The following is an 18,125-nucleotide window of genomic DNA, read 5'->3' as shown; positions in this document are numbered from 1 at the left end:
GCAAGCCCGACTTGGTACCCTAGATAGTCGAGTCCCCCCTGTAAATCCACTGAAAGAAGTGCGCGGCGCGTGTTCAATTCACTCTCTGACCGGTTGACAGCAACCTTCAAGAATCTCCGTGGCAAGGGCCGCCTCACTGAGGCCGACGTCGATGCCACAGTCCGGGAGATCCGCCGCGCCCTCCTGGATGCCGATGTCGCCGTTCCCGTGGTGCGTGAGTTTACGGCCCGCGTCCGCGAGCGTGCCCTCGGGGCAGAGGTATCGGGGGCGCTGAACCCCAGCCAGCAGATCGTCAAGATCGTCAATGAGGAACTCGTTGAGATCCTCGGTGGCGAGACCCGCCGGATCCGCCTTGCCAAGACCGGTCCCACCATCATCATGCTGGCCGGCCTCCAGGGTGCCGGTAAGACCACCCTGGCGGGCAAGCTCGCCAAATGGCTCAAGGCGCAAGGCCACAGCCCCCTGCTGGTGGCATGTGATCTCCAGCGGCCCAATGCCGTCACGCAGCTCCAGGTTGTCGGCAACCGCGCCGGCGTGCCCGTTTTCGCGCCGCACCCCGGAGCCACTTCGGAACTGGAGCACCCCGCTGGTGACCCGGTCGCCGTCGCCCGCGCCGGCGTTGAGGAAGCGCGCCAGAAGCTGCACGACGTCGTGATTGTTGACACCGCCGGGCGCCTCGGTGTTGACGCCGAGATGATGGAGCAGGCGAGCGAGATCCGCCGCGCCATCGTCCCCAATGAAGTGCTGTTCGTGATCGACGCCATGATCGGGCAGGACGCCGTGAACACGGCTGTGGCGTTTGACGAGGGTGTGAACTTCACCGGCATCGTGCTGTCCAAGCTCGACGGCGACGCCCGCGGCGGTGCCGCACTCTCGGTTGCGTCGGTCACCGGTAAGCCGGTTATGTTCGCCTCCACCGGCGAAGGCGTGGATGACTTTGAGCTGTTCCATCCGGACCGCATGGCCTCCCGCATCCTGGACATGGGTGACGTCCTCACCCTGATTGAGCAGGCCGAGAAGAACTGGGACAAGGACGAAGCCGCCCGGATGGCGAAGAAATTCGCCGACCAGGAAGACTTCACCCTGGATGACTTCCTCTCCCAGATGCAGCAGATCCGCAACATGGGCTCCATGAAGAAGATGCTCATGATGATGCCCGGTGCGCAGAACATCCGCGAGCAGCTGGAGAACTTTGACGAGCGCGAGATCGACCGTGTCGAAGCGATCGTGCGTTCCATGACGCCGCACGAACGCGTCGCCCCGAAGATCATCAACGGCTCCCGCCGGGCACGCATTGCCCGGGGTTCCGGCGTGCATGTCTCCGAGGTCAACGGCCTGCTGGAGCGTTTCGGCCAGGCCCAGAAGATGATGAAGAAGATGGCCCAGGGCGGCGGCATGCCCGGAATGCCCGGGATGCCTGGCATGGGCGGCCCCGGCGGTGCGCGGAAGGGCGGAAAGAACGCCCCGAAGAAGAAGGCCCGCTCAGGCAACCCTGCCAAGGCTGCCCAGGAGCTGAAGGACGCCGAGGCCCGGCGGGCCGGGGCGGGGAAGGCGCTCCCCACGGGGGCAGCGTTCGGCCAGCAGGGCGGCGACTTCGACCCGTCGCAGCTGAACCTGCCCAAGGGATTCGACAAGTTCCTCGGCAAGTAACCACCCCTCCCGACTGGGTAGCAGCAGGCGTCGTTGTGGGCACTCATAACAACACTGGCTGCTGCCCAATTGGGATGTCGGTGCCGTGGAATAGGGTTGGGTCATGTTCAAACAGCGGGTAGTGTTCGTGCACGGCGCCGGACCTTTCGGTGCCGCGGCGTGGCTGCGCCAGCACGGCATGGCCCTGACGTACGACGCCCTCTTCCTGCGGCGGCACGGTTTTGACCCCATCGCTGAACCCGTGGAGTCCTCGTTCTCCGAAGATACCGCCATCATCCTGCGCTCACTTGCCGATGACGGCCGCGGGGCCGCTGGGGGCCATGTTGTTGCCCACGCCGAGGGCGCGATTGCGGCCATGATGGCTGCCGTCGAACGCCCCGAACTGGTGTATTCCCTCACGCTGGTAGAACCGGCGTGCCTGTCCCTGACCGCCGAACTGCCGGCCACGGCCGCGCACCGCGCCCTGATGCAACCGCTGTTCGACGTCCGGCACCAGCTCAGCGATGAAGACTTCCAACGTGAGTTCGTGCGGCGAATGTTCGCGGCGGACCTGCAGGAGCCCACCACGCCGGAGGAAAAACGGTCGGCGCGCCGGCTCCGGTTGCAGGCGCCGTCCTGGGAGGCCCCGCTGCACATAGTTCCGGGCGTCCCCACCATGGTCCTTACGGGTGGGTGGGAACCGCTCTACGAGGAAATCGCCGGATATCTGCAGGAAACCGGTGCCCTGCACCGCATCGCTGCGGGAGGACACCGGCCCCAGGACTCTGCCGAAGGTGACCGTGCCATCCGGTCCTTCATCGCCGACGTCGGCAGGTCACGCTCGGTTCAGGCTTCCTGAGCCGTCAGTTCCCGGCCGGGATCCGAAGCTCGGGGAGGTAGACCTTTCCGCCGGCGGCCAGGAACTCCGCACTCTTTTCGCGCATCCCGCTGTAGGCCTCGGCAATGGCCGCCTGCGAATCTGCCGAACCGTATTCGTCCCTGATGTCCTGGCTGATCTTCATGGAGCAGAACTTCGGGCCGCACATGGAGCAGAAGTGGGCGGTTTTGGCCGGTTCGGCCGGCAGCGTCTCGTCATGGAAGGCCTCCGCCGTGACCGGATCCAGGGACAGCGCGAACTGGTCGCGCCAGCGGAACTCGAACCGGGCCTTGGACAGTGCATCATCCCGCTCATGGGCGCCGGGGTGGCCCTTGGCAAGGTCTGCTGCGTGGGCGGCGATCTTGTAGGTGATCACTCCGGTTTTCACATCGTCCTTGTTCGGCAGGCCAAGGTGTTCCTTGGGCGTGACGTAACAAAGCATCGCCGTGCCGTACCGGGCGATTTCGGTGGCGCCGATGGCGGACGTGATGTGGTCGTAGCCGGGGGCAATATCCGTGACCAGCGGCCCCAGCGTGTAGAACGGGGCGCCCTTGCAGAGTTCCTGCTGGCGTTCCACGTTCTCCCGCACCAGGTGGAACGGGACGTGCCCGGGACCTTCCACCATGACCTGCACATCGAATTCCCACGCCCGCTGGGTCAGTTCAGCCAGGGTGTCCAGCTCGGCGAACTGGGCGGCGTCGTTGGCGTCCGCCGTAGCCCCCGGGCGCAGTCCGTCGCCCAGGGAGAACGCGACGTCGTACTTGGCGAAGATCTCGCACAGCTCGTCGAAGTGGGTGTACAGGAAGTTCTCCTGGTGGTGGGCCAGGCACCACCCGGCCATGATCGCGCCGCCCCGGGAGACGATGCCGGTGACGCGGTTGGCCGTCAGCGGCACGTAACGCAGCAGCACACCGGCGTGGATGGTCATGTAGTCCACCCCCTGCTCGCACTGCTCAATGACGGTGTCCCGGTAGATCTCCCACGTCAGGGCGTTGGCCTCGCCGTTGACCTTCTCCAGCGCCTGGTAAATGGGCACCGTACCGATGGGCACGGGAGAGTTGCGGATGAGCCATTCCCGGGTGGTGTGGATGTCATCGCCGGTGGAGAGGTCCATCACCGTGTCAGCTCCCCACTGCGTGGCCCACTGGAGTTTGTCCACTTCCTCGGCAATGGAGCTTGTCACGGCCGAGTTGCCGATGTTGGCATTGATCTTCACCAGGAAGGCCTTGCCGATGATCATCGGTTCGGATTCCGGGTGGTTGATGTTGTTGGGGATGATGGCCCGGCCGGCCGCCACCTCGCTGCGGACCAGTTCCACGTCGCAATTCTCGCGGAGGGCGATGAACTGCATCTCGGGGGTGATGACACCCTGCCGCGCATAGTGCATCTGGGTGACGGTCTTGCCTTCGACGGCGCGGCGGGGCACCGGTTGCCCGCCCTTCCACTCCGCAGAGGCGGCGCCGCGGCGCACTGCCGACTTGCCGTCGTCGAGCAGGTTCCGTTCCCGTCCGCTGTACGGCGCGGTATCGCCGCGGGCGGCGATCCACTCCGAGCGGAACGGGTTGAGGCCCACCACCGGATCACTGCCCGGACCGGCCGTGCGGTAGGTCCGGAAAGGCCCGTTCGCCTCCCCGTTCGGCGACGGTTCCAGCGCGATCTCGGTCACGGGTACCCGGATCCCGGTGGCCTCATCGTTGATAAACGCCAGCGAGTGGGACTTCAGTGACTGGGTTTCAGGCTGGAGCGTTTGATCCACGTCGGCTTCATTTTGGGCAGGGATCAGCTGTGTTTCTTGTGTATTCAATGAATACTCACTTCCTTCGCCGGCATTACCCGGACAGGTTCAACGGTCGCAGGCTGCGTCAGCCCGATCTCAGCCCCTGCAAGGGCTCCCGTGTGGTCAAGTCGAAGCTACCACAGGCCGAGGGTGGACTGGTGACAGCAATCACCGGAAAGCGGTCGCAGTCTGTCTGCTCCGCCACTTGAATTAAATTGAAGCTTCAAGTAAATTGGAAGCATAGCCGCCTTCCATCCGAAGGCCAACGGACCGGGAGTTTTCACATGACTGCAGAAGCCACCAGCCGGGATCTCCTTCCTGCCGACCTCTCCATGGGCACCGTGATGCTCAAGGTGGGCGACATGAAGCTGATGACCGACTACTACCAGCGTGCGCTCGGCCTGGAGATCGTCGCGGAACAGGACGGCGGCGTCTATCTTGGCCGCCTTCAACGCCCGCTGGTCCATCTCGCGGCCGCCCCGTCCTTGAATCTGCCTGGCAGGGGAGAGGCCGGGCTGTTCCACACCGCACTGCTGTTTGACGACCAGGCTTCGCTTGCCGCCACGGTAGCCACCGCCGCCCAGTACGAACCCCGGTCCTTCACCGGCAGCGCCGACCACCTCGTCAGCGAGGCCTTCTACTTCAACGACCCCGAGGGCAACGGCGTCGAACTGTACTGGGACAGGCCCCGCGAAAACTGGTCGTGGAACGGGAAGGATGTAGTGATGGACAGCCTGGCACTGCCGCCGCAGCGCTACCTCGAGCAGCACCTGACCCAGGAATCCGTGGCGGGCCAGCGGGCCAGCGAAGCCGGCGTGGGCCACGTCCACCTCCAGGTGGGCGACGTCCAGTCTGCGCACGATTTCTACGTGGGCACGCTGGGCTTCGAAAAGACCGCCGGCTGGCACGGGCAGGCACTGTTTGTCTCAGCGGGCCGGTATCACCACCACATGGCGATGAACGTCTGGAACAGCCGCGGAGCCGGTCCCCGCAAGGACACCCTGGGCCTCGGCGAAGTGCTCATCGAGGTCCCTTCCGGGGATGACGTCGGAGCGCTCGCCGACCGCCTGAAGGTCGCCGGTGTGGCCTCGCACCACACGGGCGCCGAGCTTCGCTTCGAGGACCCGTGGCGCAACAATATCCGGGTCGCCGTCCGCTGAGTGCGGCTGCCAAATGTGCGGCCTGCCTTGTACTAGGCTGATTCTGAACGGCCGGGGTGGCACTTGCTGCTGCCCTTCCAGGCCGCACCGTCGACGGAATGAGGGCTGTTCCCATGGGTTTCACTGAAATTTTTGTTTCCACTCACGATGCCGCGCTGAAGCGGGCGGGCGTCCTGGATGCAGGCGGCTCCCCGGCGGGCCAGGCCCTGCGGATTCCCGGAATCAGCGATTTCGAAATCGAGCAGCTTGGCGACCTTGCCGGCGTTGCTGTGCACGCCGGTGGCGCGGACTACGAGCTGGCCATGGTTGACGTGGCCAGCGATTCCCTCCTCGGGGTCCCGCCGGCCATGGTGCGTGCGCTCGCGGACCTGCTCAGCTACGAGACTGAAGGCGAAGGCAATGTCCTGGACGACGTCGCTGAAAAGTGGGCCGCCCAGGATGACATGCCGTTCGGCGTGGCCGAGGCCCGGACGTATGTCCAGCAGTTCGCTGAGCTTGCCAACTCCGTCGATGACGCCGCACGCACCGGGGTGTATGTCTGGTCGTCGTAGGCCGGCCGTGGCCCGCCGGGTCCGCCCGCTGCCCCATCCCGACGTGTCAAGTCGAAATCCGGACGCTGATCTGGCACAATAAACAGGTACTCGATCTGCGTGGCCCCTCTCTCCGCGTCCGGATCCTGTCCTTCGAACCCTCAAGTATGGCCCGCCCCACGGGTGCAGAACGTCGGTTCACCCCTTTTCTGAAACAGGAGTGACCACAAAAGTGGCCGTAAAGATTCGCCTTAAGCGCTTTGGCAAGATGCGCGCACCGTACTACCGCATCGTCGTCATGGACGCACGCTCCAAGCGTGACGGCCGTGCCATCGAAGAGATCGGCAAGTACCACCCCACCGAAGAGCCCTCATACATCGAGGTGGACACGGACCGTGCCCAGTACTGGCTCGGCGTCGGCGCACAGCCGTCCGAGCAGGTTGCCGCGATCCTGAAGATCACCGGTGACTGGCAGAAGTTCAAGGGCCTGCCGGGCCAGGAAGGCACCCTGAAGACCAAAGCTCCGAAGGCTGCCTTTGTTGCCCCGGAAAAGGGTTCCGTGATCATCCCGGAAGCCATCACCAAGAAGTCAAAGCAGTCTGACGCAGCCGAGGCCCCGGCCGAAGCAGAGACCACCGAGGCTGAGTAGATTGCTGGCAGAAGCGCTCGAACACCTCGTCCGGGGAATCGTTGATTCGCCGGAAGATGTCAAGGTCAGCTCGAAGAACAACCGCCGCGGGGACACCCTCGAGGTTCGTGTTCATCAGGATGACCTGGGACGGGTGATCGGCCGCCAGGGCCGTACGGCACGGGCATTGCGCACCGTTGTGGCGGCACTGGCAGACGGCGAGCCGGTCAGGGTCGACGTCGTCGATACCGACCGCCGCCGCTAAGCGCTCAGCAACATCAGTTTTTGCTCCGGCCCTTCCACCAGCAACGGTGGAGGGGCCGGAGTGCTTTCACCACAAGACCGTGGAGAATCCACAAACCGAAACAGAGGAACAGATGCAGCTTCAGGTGGCACGAATCGGCAAACCGCATGGAATCCGCGGCGAAGTGACGGTCCAGGTGCTGACCGACGCTCCGGGGGACCGGTTTGTTCCCGGTACCGAGTTTGTGGTGGAGCCTGCATCGGCCGGCCCGCTCATTGTTGAGGGTGCGCGCTGGAACAAGGACATCCTGCTGCTCGCATTCGAAGGAATCGAGACCCGCAACCAGGCAGAGACCCTGCGCGGCGCCAAGCTTTTCATCGAAACCGAAGAGCTGGACGAGGACGACGACGAAGGCTGGTACGAGCACGAACTGGTAGGGCTCGAGGCGCGCGTCGGGTCGCAGGTGGTCGGCAAGATCGCCGCCCTGCACACCTTGCCGGTCCAGGACCTGCTCGTGGTTGAAACGCCGGACGGCAAGGAAATCCTTGTCCCGTTTGTGGAGCAGATCGTTCCGGAGGTCAATGTGGCCGGTGGCTTCGTCCTGCTGACGCCGCCGGACGGTCTCTTTGAGGTCAACGACGGCGAAGCGGAGGAAAACGCGTAGATGAGAATCGACGTCGTCAGTATCTTCCCGGAGTACCTGGCGCCCCTGGAGCTCTCGCTCATTGGCAAGGCCCGCCAGGACGGCCTGTTGGACCTGCGCGTCCATGACCTGCGTGATTTCACCACCGACAAGCACCGCTCAGTGGACGACACGCCGTACGGCGGCGGCGCGGGCATGGTCATGAAGCCCGAGCCTTGGGCACAGGCGTTGGCTGCTGTTGCCGCAGCTGCTGTGGCCGGATCCGGTGAAGCCGCAGCGGGTGCCGAGGCCACGGCGGCCGAGCCCGCCAAACCGGTTCTGATCGTCCCGTCGCCGGCAGGGGAGCGCTTCAACCAGGCCCTTGCCCATGAGCTCGCAGAAGAGGACCAGCTGGTTTTTGCCTGCGGCCGCTATGAGGGCATCGACGAGCGTGTCATCGAGTGGGCGGAAGAGCATTTCACGGTGCGCCCCATGAGCCTTGGTGACTATGTGCTGAACGGCGGCGAAGTAGCCGTTTTGGCCATGGTCGAAGCCATCGGCAGGTTGCTGCCAGGCGTCGTGGGCAACCCTGATTCCCTGGTGGAGGAGTCGCATTCGGACGGGCTGCTGGAATACCCCGTGTATACCAAGCCCGCCAGCTGGCGTGACCGGGATGTCCCGGCAGTGCTGCTGAGCGGCAACCACGGGAAGATCGCGCAGTGGCGCCGCCACGAGCAGTATCGGCGGACGGCGGAACGCCGTCCGGACCTCCTGGAAACGTTCGACGCAGGGAAGCTGCCACGTGCCGACCGGACGGCCTTCGCCGACCTCGGGTACGACGTCGTCGACGGTCACCTCCTGGCGCGACGGCAGGCAGATACCAGCACGGACACCGGAACCGACGCCTCAACCTGAACCGGCGCGTCCGTGGTCCAAGGCGATTGGCTGTAGGCCCGCGAGTGTGGCAAAATTAGTCTTTGTGTCTGCTGGGTCCGCACCTGCCACAGGGGGAGCGCAACCAACAGCTGGACACCCCGGGACCTTCAATCAGTGAAGGAACCGGCCCCACTTAATTTTCGGCGGTAATTTCCGGTACTTCCGGGCTTGCCCGCCGTGACCCAAAGTGAATGACCTGTGGCGTTCACCAGGAGTGCAATTATGCATATTCTCGATTCCGTAGATGCAGCCTCGCTGCGCACCGATGTTCCTGTCTTCCGCGCGGGTGACACCCTCAAGGTTCACGTGAACATCATCGAAGGCAAGAACTCCCGTGTCCAGGTATTCCAGGGCTTCGTCCTGGGCCGCCACGGCGACGGTCTCCGCGAAACCTTCACCATCCGCAAGGTCTCCTTCGGCGTCGGTGTGGAGCGTACCTTCCCGGTGCACTCCCCGATCATCGACAAGATCGAAGTTGTCTCCAAGGGTGACGTGCGCCGCGCGAAGCTGTACTACATGCGCGACCTGCGCGGCAAGGCTGCGAAAATCAAGGAAAAGCGCGACTTCCAGCCCAAGAAGTAAGTCCCCAGGGACCTACAAAGCAGGCCCCAGCCGTACCAGGCCAGCGCCGGAGCCCTTCGCAACAGCGCCCCAGGAATACGGATCATGGACCAGACAAAACGCCAGCCCAGACGAATGGGCTGGCGTTTTGCGTTCCTGGCAGTTGTCCTGGCGGTGGCTATCAGCGGGCTGGTCCGTTCCCTGTGGCTGGATGTCTATTACATACCGTCCGAATCCATGGAACCGGTCCTTGCGAAAGGGGACCGCATCCTGGTCTCCAGGACAGACTTCCATGCCGAACCCATCCGTCGGGGCGACATTGTGGTCTTCGACGGCCGGGGTTCGTTTGCTCCCCTGCACAGTGGGAAGGGCCCCCTTCTGGATACCCTTGCAGCGGCCGGGCAGTGGCTAGGCCTGGCCGGCAGTGACACCACGTACGTCAAACGTGTCATCGGCATGCCGGGGGACACCGTGGTTTGCTGCGATGCAGACGGAAAGATCACCGTCAACGGCGAGGCACTCAACGAGCCGTATCTGTTCGACGGAGACAGCCCAAGCACGCAGGTCTTCAGCGCCGTGGTGCCCGACGGAAGGCTTTGGCTGCTCGGTGACCACCGCTCGGCATCCGCTGATTCGCGCAGCCTGCTCGGTGCGCCCGGCGGAGGCATGGTGCCAATGGACCATGTCATCGGCAGGCCGGTCCAGATCGTTTGGCCACTTGATAGATTTGCTGCAGTACCACGGCCGCCAGCGGCAGGATCAACAACAGAGGACGGACAGTAAATGCCCGAGAACAATGCCCGGACACCTGAGCCGCCTCGCGACGGCGCCCCCGGTGCCGACACCGACGGTATGTCCGCCAACGCGATTTCCGGCGACGGCACCTCCGACGGCGTGGCGGATGGCAGCCCGGCAGCGCCACAGTCCGGCAGGCGATCCGCGGCACCGACTTCCGAGCCCGCCGCCCCCAGCCAGCTCTTTGTCTGGCTGAAGGAGGTTGCCACGGTAGTGGTGATCGCCGTGGTGCTGTCCTTCCTGATCAAGACGTTCCTGTTCCGCGCGTTCTATATTCCGTCCGAGTCCATGGTCAGCACCCTGGACGTCAACGACCGCATCTTCGTGAACCTGCTGGTTCCGGAGCCGTTTTCCCTCTCACGCGGGGACGTTGTGGTCTTCCGTGATACCAAGGGCTGGCTGAGCACCGCACCGGAGGAACCGAATGGACCTTTCACCTGGGTCCAGGACGGCCTGATATTTGTGGGACTGCTGCCGGACAACTCCGAGCAGCACCTCGTCAAACGTGTCATCGGGCTTCCCGGTGACAAAGTGATCTGCTGCGACGACGGCGGTAAACTGACCATCAACGGATCTCCTATTGATGAAACCTATGTCAACGGGGCTGAGGAACCACAGATCCGTGCTTTCGACGTCGTTGTTCCGGAAGGAAAGGTCTGGGTCATGGGCGATAACCGGAACCACTCCGCGGATTCCCGCTCGCACCTGGAATCCAATGGCGGATTCGTCGACCTCGTGGACGTAGAGGGCAAAGCCGCCGTCATCGCATGGCCGTTGAACCGGATCACTGTCCTTGACAATTATCCGGCCGTCTTCCGGAACGTGCCTGCGGGAGGCTAGGAGTGTCAGTGATTCCGGCCACCGGGTCCGAGGATCCAGCCCGCAAGACGGACGGGGTCCGCTCCAAAGCACCGACGCTCCGGCATGAGCGGACGTTCAAAGCGCAGGGCGCCCGTTACCTGGCCGGCGTGGATGAAGTGGGACGGGGGGCGCTGGCAGGACCGGTGAGCGTCGGAATCGCCGTCGTGGACCTCCACACCCAGAAGCCCCTGGCCGGTGTGCGGGACAGCAAGCTCCTCAGCCCCGCCGAACGGGAACGGCTGGAACCGCTGGTCAGACGCTGGAGTGTTGCGTCCGCCGTCGGACACGCTTCCGCGCGGGAGATCGACGCATTGGGCATTATCGCTGCGCTGCGGCTGGCCGGTACGCGCGCCTGGCAGGACATCCTTGCGGCTGGCATCAGCCCAGATGTGGTGCTGCTCGATGGCAGCCACAACTGGCTCTCGCCCGCGGGGCAGCCTTCCCCGGTCCACACCAAGATCAAGGCGGACATGCAGTGCCTGAGCGTGGCCGCAGCCAGCGTGATTGCGAAGGTGGAACGCGACGAGCAGATGCGCGGCCTGCACGGTGAATACCCCGAGTTTGGCTGGGACGTCAACAAGGGCTACGCCACGGCAATTCACCGGGACGCGCTCCGCGCCGCCGGAGCCACACCGTACCACCGGGTGAGTTGGAACCTCCTGGGCGGCGAACTCTGATTCCGTGCCGCTCCAGTGCCTGCCGCACTGGTCTGGAGCTCATGCGGCGGGGACGCTGCGACTGCGGCGCCCTGGATGGTGCAAGATGGAAGCATGAGTGCAGAGGATCTTGAAAACTATGAAACCGACATGGAGCTGCAGCTCTACCGTGAATACCGCGATGTTGTCGGGCTCTTCAGTTACGTTGTCGAGACCGAACGCCGCTTTTACCTCGCAAACCACGTTGACCTGCAGGCCCGAAGCGCCGACGGCGAGGTCTACTTCGATCTGACGCTCCAGGATGCCTGGGTGTGGGATGTGTACCGTTCGGCACGGTTCGTGAAGACAGTCCGTGTCCTGACGTTCAAGGATGTCAACGTCGAAGAACTGCCCCGCAACGAGGAACTTGCCCTGCCGAAGGACGCTGACCTCGGCAACTGACGCCGGCCCACTGCTCCTCCACAGCCCCGCTGTATTGGGGCCGTTTTCCCGGGTTGCCCACATACGCGAATAGCCTGCTGTCCTCCGCTGTCCTGCCACTGCAGGCTGGTTGCGGAGGTAGAAATGAAATCCAAAGACCTGTTGGGCCGGCGCGGCGAGGAACTCGCCGCCGGCTATCTTGAATCGCTCGGCATGCTGGTGGTGGAACGCAACTGGCGCTGCGCCGAGGGTGAAATAGACATTGTGGCCCTGGACGGTGACGCCCTGGTCATCGCAGAGGTGAAAACCCGCCGTTCCCTGGACTACGGGCACCCGTTCGAAGCCGTGGGGCCGGACAAACTCGCCCGGCTGCATCGGCTCGGTTCGGCGTGGTGCCGGGACCGGGAGCTTCGGATGCCGCTACGGCGCGTGGACGTCATTGCCGTGGTGGACGACGGCGGCGGCGAACCCCTGGTGGAACACCTCAAGGGGGTGGGGTAGATGGCGCTGGGCCGGGCCTACTCCGTGGCGCTGGTGGGATTGAACGGGTACATCGTCGAGGTAGAAGCCGATATTGGCCAGACCCTGCCGGCATTCGTGATCCTGGGCCTCCCGGACGCCGCCCTCAACGAGGCCAAGGAGCGCATACGTTCCGCGGCCAAGAATTCCGGAATTCCGCTGAGCCGGCGGAAGATCACGGCCAACCTCATCCCCGCGTCGCTGCCCAAACGCGGTTCCGGCTTCGACCTTGCCGTGACCATGGCAGTCCTGAGGGCCGCAAATGACATCAAGCCCACCGGCCGGACCGTCTTCATCGCCGAACTCGGGCTGGATGGCCGGCTACGGCCGGTGCGCGGCATCCTGCCGGCAGTGATGGCGTCGGTGCAGGCCGGCTATCCGGACGTGGTGGTCGCGCACGCCAACCTCGGCGAAGCATCGCTGGTCCCTGGAGCCAACGTCAAGGGGTACCGCACGCTGGCGCGGCTGGCGCTCGACTTCGGTGCAGACCCGCAAGAGCTCGCACTGGACTTCGAGCCGGAGGACGAGGCCGGTCACGGGGACTCCGAACCGGGGGCCCAGGCTGTTCCTGACATGGCCGACGTCTCCGGCCAGGGCGAAGCCAGACGTGCGCTCGAGGTGGCCGCTGCCGGTGCCCACCACCTGCTCCTGACCGGACCTCCGGGTGCGGGCAAGACCATGCTGGCCGAAAGACTTCCCGGTCTCCTGCCGGACCTTGCCGACAATGAGGCCATGGAAGTCACCGCCATCCACTCCCTCTGCGGCCTTCCCTCATCCGCCGTTCAGCTTGTGCGGCGGCCGCCGTTCGAAAACCCGCATCATTCGGCCACAGCCGCCGCCATTATCGGCGGGGGATCGGGGTTGCCGCGCCCGGGTGCGGCGTCGCGGGCACACCGCGGTGTCCTGTTCCTGGACGAGGCCCCGGAATACGAACGGCGCGTCCTGGACGCCCTCCGCCAGCCCCTGGAGAGCGGGGAGCTGGTCATTCACCGCTCGGCAGGAACGGCAGCCTACCCTGCCCGGTTCCAGCTGGTCCTTGCCGCCAATCCCTGTCCCTGCGGCAAGGCTTCGGGAAAGGGCCTGGACTGCACATGTACGCCCACGATGCGGCGCCGCTACGTGGCCAGGATGTCCGGTCCGCTGCTGGACCGGGTGGATATCCAGCTGCAGGTGGAGCGCGTGTCACTGGCCGACTTCGGCCAGGCGGGCGCCGAAGAAGACACAGCCGCCGTGGCACGGAGGGTAGGCGACGCACGCCGGCGCCAGGCCGAACGGCTGCGGCCCCTGGGAATGGAAACGAACTCGCAGGTGCCCGGCCGAATTCTGCGCGGCCCCCTGCGGTTGCCGGCCGGCGCCACGCGGATCCTGGACCACTCACTGGAGCGGGGCGTGCTGACCGCCAGGGGCTATGACAGGGTTCTCCGGCTGGCCTGGACCCTGGCGGACCTGTCGCACCGCGACATGCCCGACACCAACGACATCGGCCAGGCCCTTGGCCTCCGGCAGGCTGCCTCGGCAGCTGCGTGAAGGAAGAAACCACATGGACAACGAACGGATCGCCCGGGCCGCCCTGTCGCGGCTCATGGAACCGCAGGACGCGGCCGGACTGGCCCTGGTACAGGCGACCGGCGCACCCGACGCCTTGAAAATCGCCACGGGTCAGGCGGCCGCCGGCCCGGCACTGGAGCGGGAGATCACCGGACTGCTGGCGGACAACGGCGCCGGAACCAGCTGGGCGGGCATGGCTGCCTCCCTCAAACGCTGGGCTCCCCGCATTCCGGATCTGGCGCCCGAGCGTGACCTTGCCACCATGGCACGCCTTGGCGGCCGGCTGATTATCCCGTCGGATGATCTCTGGCCTGCCCAGCTCGGGGACCTTGGGATGCAGGAGCCCATCTGTCTTTGGTGGCGGGGCCTGGAACAGGAGCTTCCCGATCCGGCCCGGAGCGTGGCGCTGGTGGGGTCCCGCGACAGCACCAGCTACGGCGCCTCGGTGACCGGGGACCTCGCCTACTCCCTGGCTCAGCGGGGCTTCACCGTGGTTTCCGGGGGCGCATACGGCATCGACGCCCACGCGCACCGGGCAGCACTGGCCGGGGGATCAGCGGCGGTGCCTACCATCGCGGTGATGGCTGGTGGTGTGGACCGGTTTTACCCGTCCGGCAACGAGGATCTCCTGAGGGCGGTCTGCAACCAGGGAGCGGTGCTCGCAGAGGTGCCGCCAGGGTCGGCGCCCACCCGCTACCGCTTTCTCCAGCGGAACAGGCTGATCGCGGCCTTGGCCGCGGTGACGGTGGTGGTCGAAGCGCGCTGGCGGTCCGGTGCGCTGAACACGGCCCACCACGCGGAGACGCTTGGCCGCGCGGTGGGAGCTGTGCCGGGGTCCGTGCACAGCGCCAACTCCGCCGGCTGCCACCGGCTGCTCCGGGATGGCGGGGCTGTCTGCGTGACTGACGCCGCGGAGATCGCCGAACTGGCATCCCCCAGCGGCGTGGGTCTTGCGGCGCCCGGGACAGCGCATGCAGCCGACCATGACGGACTGACCTTGGAGGATCTGATCCTTCTGGACGCCCTGCCGCTGCGGTCCACCACGTCCGTGGACAAGCTCTGCGCAGTGGCCGGCCTCAGTGCGGACTCCGTGCGGGCCGGGCTGGGCAGGCTAGGCCTGCTGGGGCTCGCAGCTTCAGAAAGGGGCGGCTGGAAGCGGGCCAAGGAATTAGCGTAGTTGCCTGTGTCCGGCACGGGATTCCCGCGGAGTTCTGGGACAGTGGAACAGTGCAGAATCAGGAACTGTCCCGGGCATTTGAGCAGGCACTTGCCGACTTCGCCAGATACCTGACCGCCGAGCGGGCCCGGTCCGGGCATACGCTTCGGGCATACCTGTCCGATCTTCGAGGCCTCCTGGAATACGCCACCTCCGAGGGCGTCACGGATCTGCCGGAACTGGAGCTGGGCACTCTCCGACGCTGGCTCGGGGCGCAGAGCCAGGCCGGGATATCCCGGGCCACCCTTGCGCGGAGATCGGCCACCGCGCGATCCTTCACCACATGGGCCATGCGGGAAGAACTCATCGAGACCGACCCTGCCCTCCGTCTCAGGGCTCCCAAGGCGGAAAAGTCACTGCCCGGGGTGCTGCAGTCCCACCAACTCCTCAGGCTGCTGGACAGTCTGGAAGAAGCCGCGGCTGAAGGGTCGCCGGTGCCGGTGCGCAACCGGGCCATGGTGGAGCTCCTATACGCCACGGGGCTGCGGGTGGGGGAGCTGGCCGCCTTGGATGTGGACGATCTCAACCCGGACCGCCGGACCCTGCGGGTGGTCGGCAAGGGCAACAAGGAACGGACGGTTCCCTATGGCGTCCCGGCCGCTGTGGCCGTGGACGACTGGCTCCGCAGGGCCAGGCCGCTCCTGGCGACCGGCCACAGCGGACCGGCGCTTTTCCTGGGCACGAGAGGAAACCGTGTTGACCAGCGCCAGGTCAGGACCGTGGTGAATGCACTCTTCGAAGCTTTGGGCGACACCTCGGCGACCGGCCCGCACGCGCTGAGGCATACTGCGGCAACGCACCTGCTCGATGGCGGGGCGGATCTTCGTGCGGTCCAGGAAATACTGGGCCACAGCAGTCTCGCCACCACGCAGATCTACACCCATGTGTCCGTTGAACGGCTCCGGAGCAGCTACCAGCAGGCCCATCCCCGGGCCTGAGCGCCAGGGATTACCGCCAACGCGGGGTAATTCCAGGACCGTGTCACCTATGGCGAATCGCACTGGCGTAATTACGCGGCGTACGGCACAATAAGAGTCACGTCCGGCAACTTTCAAGTTTCGCTTGAAGCTACTTCGCTTCGCGCGTCACCCGCAAGTCCGGACACAGCTTAATAATCAGGCAGGGAACACCGCCGCTGGAACATACAGCACCGGGCAGTTTCATCCAGGCAGAGGTCGTTGGGGAAGACGTACCTACAGCTATGGAGGATGGAATGTCTGTTGCAATGACCCGCGGTGTGCTGTTTGTTCACTCAGCCCCTACAGCACTGTGCCCGCACGTTGAGTGGGCCATTGGATCCGTCGTGGACAAGCGGACGGATCTAGAGTGGACCCCTCAGCCTGCCGCGCCCGGAATGTTCCGCGCCGAACTCTCCTGGACAGGGGCCCCGGGCACCGGATCGCTGCTGGCATCCTCCCTTCGCGGCTGGGCCCATCTTCGCTACGAGGTCACTGAAGAGCCGAGCCAGGGAGTTGACGGCGGCCGCTGGTCGCATACCCCCGAACTGGGAATCTTCCACGCCACAACGGACGTCCACGGCAACATCATGGTCTCAGAGGACCGCATCCGTTACGCCTACGAATCGGGTGCCGGCGATCCCTCCGCCGTGTACCACGAGCTTTCCCTGGCCTTGGGTGAGGCGTGGGACGAGGAACTAGAGCCGTTCCGCCACGCAGCCGAGGGCGCACCGGTCCGCTGGCTGCACCAGGTGGGCTGACCGCCGTCGGACATCACGACGTCGTACTTCCTGTCCGCTGTCCCGGCAGAAGCCGTGCCGGATGGGAAGGCGGCGCTCCATAGCAAAAGCAGAGGCCCCGCCACATGGCGGGGCCTCTGCTTCGTCTGCGGTACTTGCTGTTCCCGCGCTGCTGCTAGATGCTGCGGACAGCGATCACGGCGTTGTGGCCGCCGAAGCCGAACGAGTTGCTCAGCGCCACGATGTCGCCCGCCGGCAGATCCCTCGCCGACGTGACGACGTCGAGCGGGATCTCCGGGTCCTGGTTCTCAAGGTTGATGGTGACCGGGGCCTTGCGGTGGTACACGGCAAGCACTGTGAGCACTGCCTCCACGGCACCGGACGCGCCCAGCAGGTGGCCCATCTGTGACTTAGTGGCGGACACTGCGACGTTGTCGAGGTGGTTCCCCAGCGATGCGCGGAGGGCCGTGTACTCGGGCTTGTCACCGACGGGAGTGGAGGTGGCGTGCGCGTTGACGTGGACAACGTCCTCGGCCTGGATCCGGCCGTCGAACATGGCTGCCTTCAGCGCGCGCGTGGCGCCCAGGCCCTGGGGGTCCGGGGCGGTGATGTGGTAGGCATCAGCCGTCACGGAGGTGCCGGCCAGTTCGCCGTAGATGCGGGCGCCGCGGGCAATGGCGTGTTCCTCGGCTTCGAGCACCAGCGCGCCGGCGCCTTCGCCCATCACAAAGCCGTCGCGGCCCAGATCATAGGGGCGTGAGGCGCCCTGGGGGTCGTCGTTGCGGCGCGAGAGGGCCTGCATGGACGAGAACGCGGCCAGGGGCATGGGGTGGATGGCTGCCTCGGCGCCGCCGCACATCACTACGTCGGCCTTGCCGGAGCGGATCAGCTCCAGCCCCAGGTGAAGGGCCTCGGTGCCCGACGCGCAGGCCGAAACAGGGGTGTGGGCGCCGGCACGGGCGCCAAGGTCAAGGCTGACGGCCGCTGCGACGCCGTTGGGCATCAGCATGGGCACCGTCATGGGCAGGACGCGGCGCGGGCCCTTTTCCTTCAGCGTGTCCCACGCGTCCAGCAGCGTCCAGACGCCGCCGATGCCGGTGGCGAAGGCGACCGCAAGGCGGTCGGGGTCAATCTCGGTGATGCCGGAATCGGCCCAGGCTTCACGCGAAGCGATGACGCCGAACTGGGTGGACGGGTCCATCCGCTTGGCCTCAACGCGGCTCAGGACCTCCAGGGCCGGAGTGGAGCAACGGGCAGCAAAGTGGACAGGCAGTTCGTACTTGGCGACCCATTCATCTTCAAGCGTGCGGGCACCGGAGACCCCCTTCAGCGCGTTGTTCCACATGGTGGGTACGTCGCCGCCGATGGGCGTGGTGGCACCCAGACCGGTAATGACTACTTTGCGTGTCATTGGATCACTCTCTGTCGGTGGGCAGGCCGTATCCGGTTG

General features: G+C 65.5%; 20 protein-coding genes and 1 riboswitch. Of the genes, 18 read left to right on the top strand and 2 right to left on the bottom strand.

Going from position 1 to position 18,125, the window contains the following annotated elements; translation table 11 throughout:
* Window positions 1–69: 69 nt before the first annotated feature.
* Both ffh and NIBR502772_RS15635 read left to right on the top strand, forming a co-directional pair.
* Window positions 70–1,650 (top strand): signal recognition particle protein, encoded by a 1,581-nt coding sequence (gene ffh / locus NIBR502772_RS15640; RefSeq protein ID WP_141140882.1) that lies wholly within the window; start codon window positions 70–72, stop codon window positions 1,648–1,650.
* A gap of 103 nt (window positions 1,651–1,753) precedes the next feature.
* Window positions 1,754–2,488: an alpha/beta fold hydrolase gene (locus NIBR502772_RS15635; RefSeq protein ID WP_141140881.1), complete on the top strand. Its 735-nt coding sequence runs from the start codon at window positions 1,754–1,756 to the stop codon at window positions 2,486–2,488.
* 4 nt (window positions 2,489–2,492) lie between these two features.
* Here the strand turns inward: NIBR502772_RS15635 and thiC are convergent, their stop codons facing one another.
* Window positions 2,493–4,310 carry a phosphomethylpyrimidine synthase ThiC gene (gene thiC, locus NIBR502772_RS15630; RefSeq protein WP_141140880.1) on the bottom strand — a complete coding sequence of 606 codons (1,818 nt, stop codon included), beginning with the start codon at window positions 4,308–4,310 and terminating at the stop codon, window positions 2,493–2,495.
* A riboswitch (TPP riboswitch) is annotated at window positions 4,305–4,412 on the bottom strand. (Overlaps the previous gene by 6 nt.)
* Before the next feature lie 155 nt (window positions 4,413–4,567).
* Here thiC and NIBR502772_RS15625 point away from each other — a divergent pair.
* From NIBR502772_RS15625 to NIBR502772_RS15550, 16 genes are all read left to right on the top strand, one after another.
* Window positions 4,568–5,443, top strand: coding sequence for a VOC family protein (locus NIBR502772_RS15625; RefSeq protein ID WP_141140879.1), 876 nt, complete (start codon window positions 4,568–4,570; stop codon window positions 5,441–5,443).
* Window positions 5,444–5,556: 113 nt separating this feature from the next.
* The gene (locus tag NIBR502772_RS15620) at window positions 5,557–5,994 is read left to right on the top strand and encodes a hypothetical protein (RefSeq protein ID WP_210412308.1); all 438 of its coding nucleotides are present in this window, start codon (window positions 5,557–5,559) and stop codon (window positions 5,992–5,994) included.
* Between the two features lie 211 nt (window positions 5,995–6,205).
* On the top strand, window positions 6,206–6,622 hold the full coding sequence (gene rpsP, locus NIBR502772_RS15615; RefSeq protein ID WP_056349101.1) for a 30S ribosomal protein S16: 417 nt from the start codon (window positions 6,206–6,208) through the stop codon (window positions 6,620–6,622).
* A gap of 1 nt (window position 6,623) precedes the next feature.
* Window positions 6,624–6,866 (top strand): RNA-binding protein, encoded by a 243-nt coding sequence (locus NIBR502772_RS15610; RefSeq protein ID WP_056349097.1) that lies wholly within the window; start codon window positions 6,624–6,626, stop codon window positions 6,864–6,866.
* Window positions 6,867–6,978: 112 nt separating this feature from the next.
* The gene (rimM, locus tag NIBR502772_RS15605) at window positions 6,979–7,509 is read left to right on the top strand and encodes a ribosome maturation factor RimM (protein WP_141142104.1); all 531 of its coding nucleotides are present in this window, start codon (window positions 6,979–6,981) and stop codon (window positions 7,507–7,509) included.
* Window positions 7,510–8,382 (top strand): tRNA (guanosine(37)-N1)-methyltransferase TrmD, encoded by an 873-nt coding sequence (trmD, locus tag NIBR502772_RS15600; RefSeq protein ID WP_141140877.1) that lies wholly within the window; start codon window positions 7,510–7,512, stop codon window positions 8,380–8,382.
* Window positions 8,383–8,625: 243 nt separating this feature from the next.
* The gene (gene rplS, locus NIBR502772_RS15595) at window positions 8,626–8,985 is read left to right on the top strand and encodes a 50S ribosomal protein L19 (protein WP_056349088.1); all 360 of its coding nucleotides are present in this window, start codon (window positions 8,626–8,628) and stop codon (window positions 8,983–8,985) included.
* An 84-nt stretch (window positions 8,986–9,069) separates the two neighbouring features.
* Complete coding sequence (gene lepB / locus NIBR502772_RS15590) at window positions 9,070–9,747, top strand: signal peptidase I (RefSeq protein WP_141140876.1); 678 nt, start codon at window positions 9,070–9,072, stop codon at window positions 9,745–9,747.
* A complete protein-coding gene (gene lepB, locus NIBR502772_RS15585; protein WP_141140875.1) occupies window positions 9,748–10,599 on the top strand; it encodes a signal peptidase I in 852 nt (283 codons plus the stop codon).
* Between the two features lie 8 nt (window positions 10,600–10,607).
* Window positions 10,608–11,297 carry a ribonuclease HII gene (locus NIBR502772_RS15580; RefSeq protein ID WP_371706686.1) on the top strand — a complete coding sequence of 230 codons (690 nt, stop codon included), beginning with the start codon at window positions 10,608–10,610 and terminating at the stop codon, window positions 11,295–11,297.
* 93 nt (window positions 11,298–11,390) lie between these two features.
* A complete protein-coding gene (locus tag NIBR502772_RS15575; protein WP_056349080.1) occupies window positions 11,391–11,717 on the top strand; it encodes a DUF2469 domain-containing protein in 327 nt (108 codons plus the stop codon).
* A gap of 123 nt (window positions 11,718–11,840) precedes the next feature.
* Complete coding sequence (locus tag NIBR502772_RS15570) at window positions 11,841–12,197, top strand: YraN family protein (protein WP_056349077.1); 357 nt, start codon at window positions 11,841–11,843, stop codon at window positions 12,195–12,197.
* Window positions 12,198–13,742, top strand: coding sequence for a YifB family Mg chelatase-like AAA ATPase (locus NIBR502772_RS15565; protein ID WP_141140873.1), 1,545 nt, complete (start codon window positions 12,198–12,200; stop codon window positions 13,740–13,742).
* A 13-nt stretch (window positions 13,743–13,755) separates the two neighbouring features.
* Window positions 13,756–14,940 carry a DNA-processing protein DprA gene (dprA, locus tag NIBR502772_RS15560; RefSeq protein WP_141140872.1) on the top strand — a complete coding sequence of 395 codons (1,185 nt, stop codon included), beginning with the start codon at window positions 13,756–13,758 and terminating at the stop codon, window positions 14,938–14,940.
* 50 nt (window positions 14,941–14,990) lie between these two features.
* A complete protein-coding gene (locus NIBR502772_RS15555) occupies window positions 14,991–15,917 on the top strand; it encodes a tyrosine recombinase XerC (RefSeq protein ID WP_141140871.1) in 927 nt (308 codons plus the stop codon).
* A 275-nt stretch (window positions 15,918–16,192) separates the two neighbouring features.
* Window positions 16,193–16,696, top strand: a complete 504-nt coding sequence (locus tag NIBR502772_RS15550) for a DUF3145 domain-containing protein (protein WP_141140870.1) — start codon at window positions 16,193–16,195, stop codon at window positions 16,694–16,696.
* Window positions 16,697–16,850: 154 nt separating this feature from the next.
* Here NIBR502772_RS15550 and NIBR502772_RS15545 read toward each other — a convergent pair whose 3' ends face one another.
* The gene (locus tag NIBR502772_RS15545) at window positions 16,851–18,086 is read right to left on the bottom strand and encodes a beta-ketoacyl synthase (RefSeq protein ID WP_141140869.1); all 1,236 of its coding nucleotides are present in this window, start codon (window positions 18,084–18,086) and stop codon (window positions 16,851–16,853) included.
* Window positions 18,087–18,125 lie beyond the last annotated feature (39 nt).

Origin of the sequence: Pseudarthrobacter sp. NIBRBAC000502772 (genome assembly GCF_006517235.1) — a bacterium.
In the GTDB taxonomy this organism is placed as follows: Bacteria; Actinomycetota; Actinomycetes; order Actinomycetales; family Micrococcaceae; genus Arthrobacter.
This window is presented reverse-complemented; position numbering and strand designations above follow the sequence as displayed.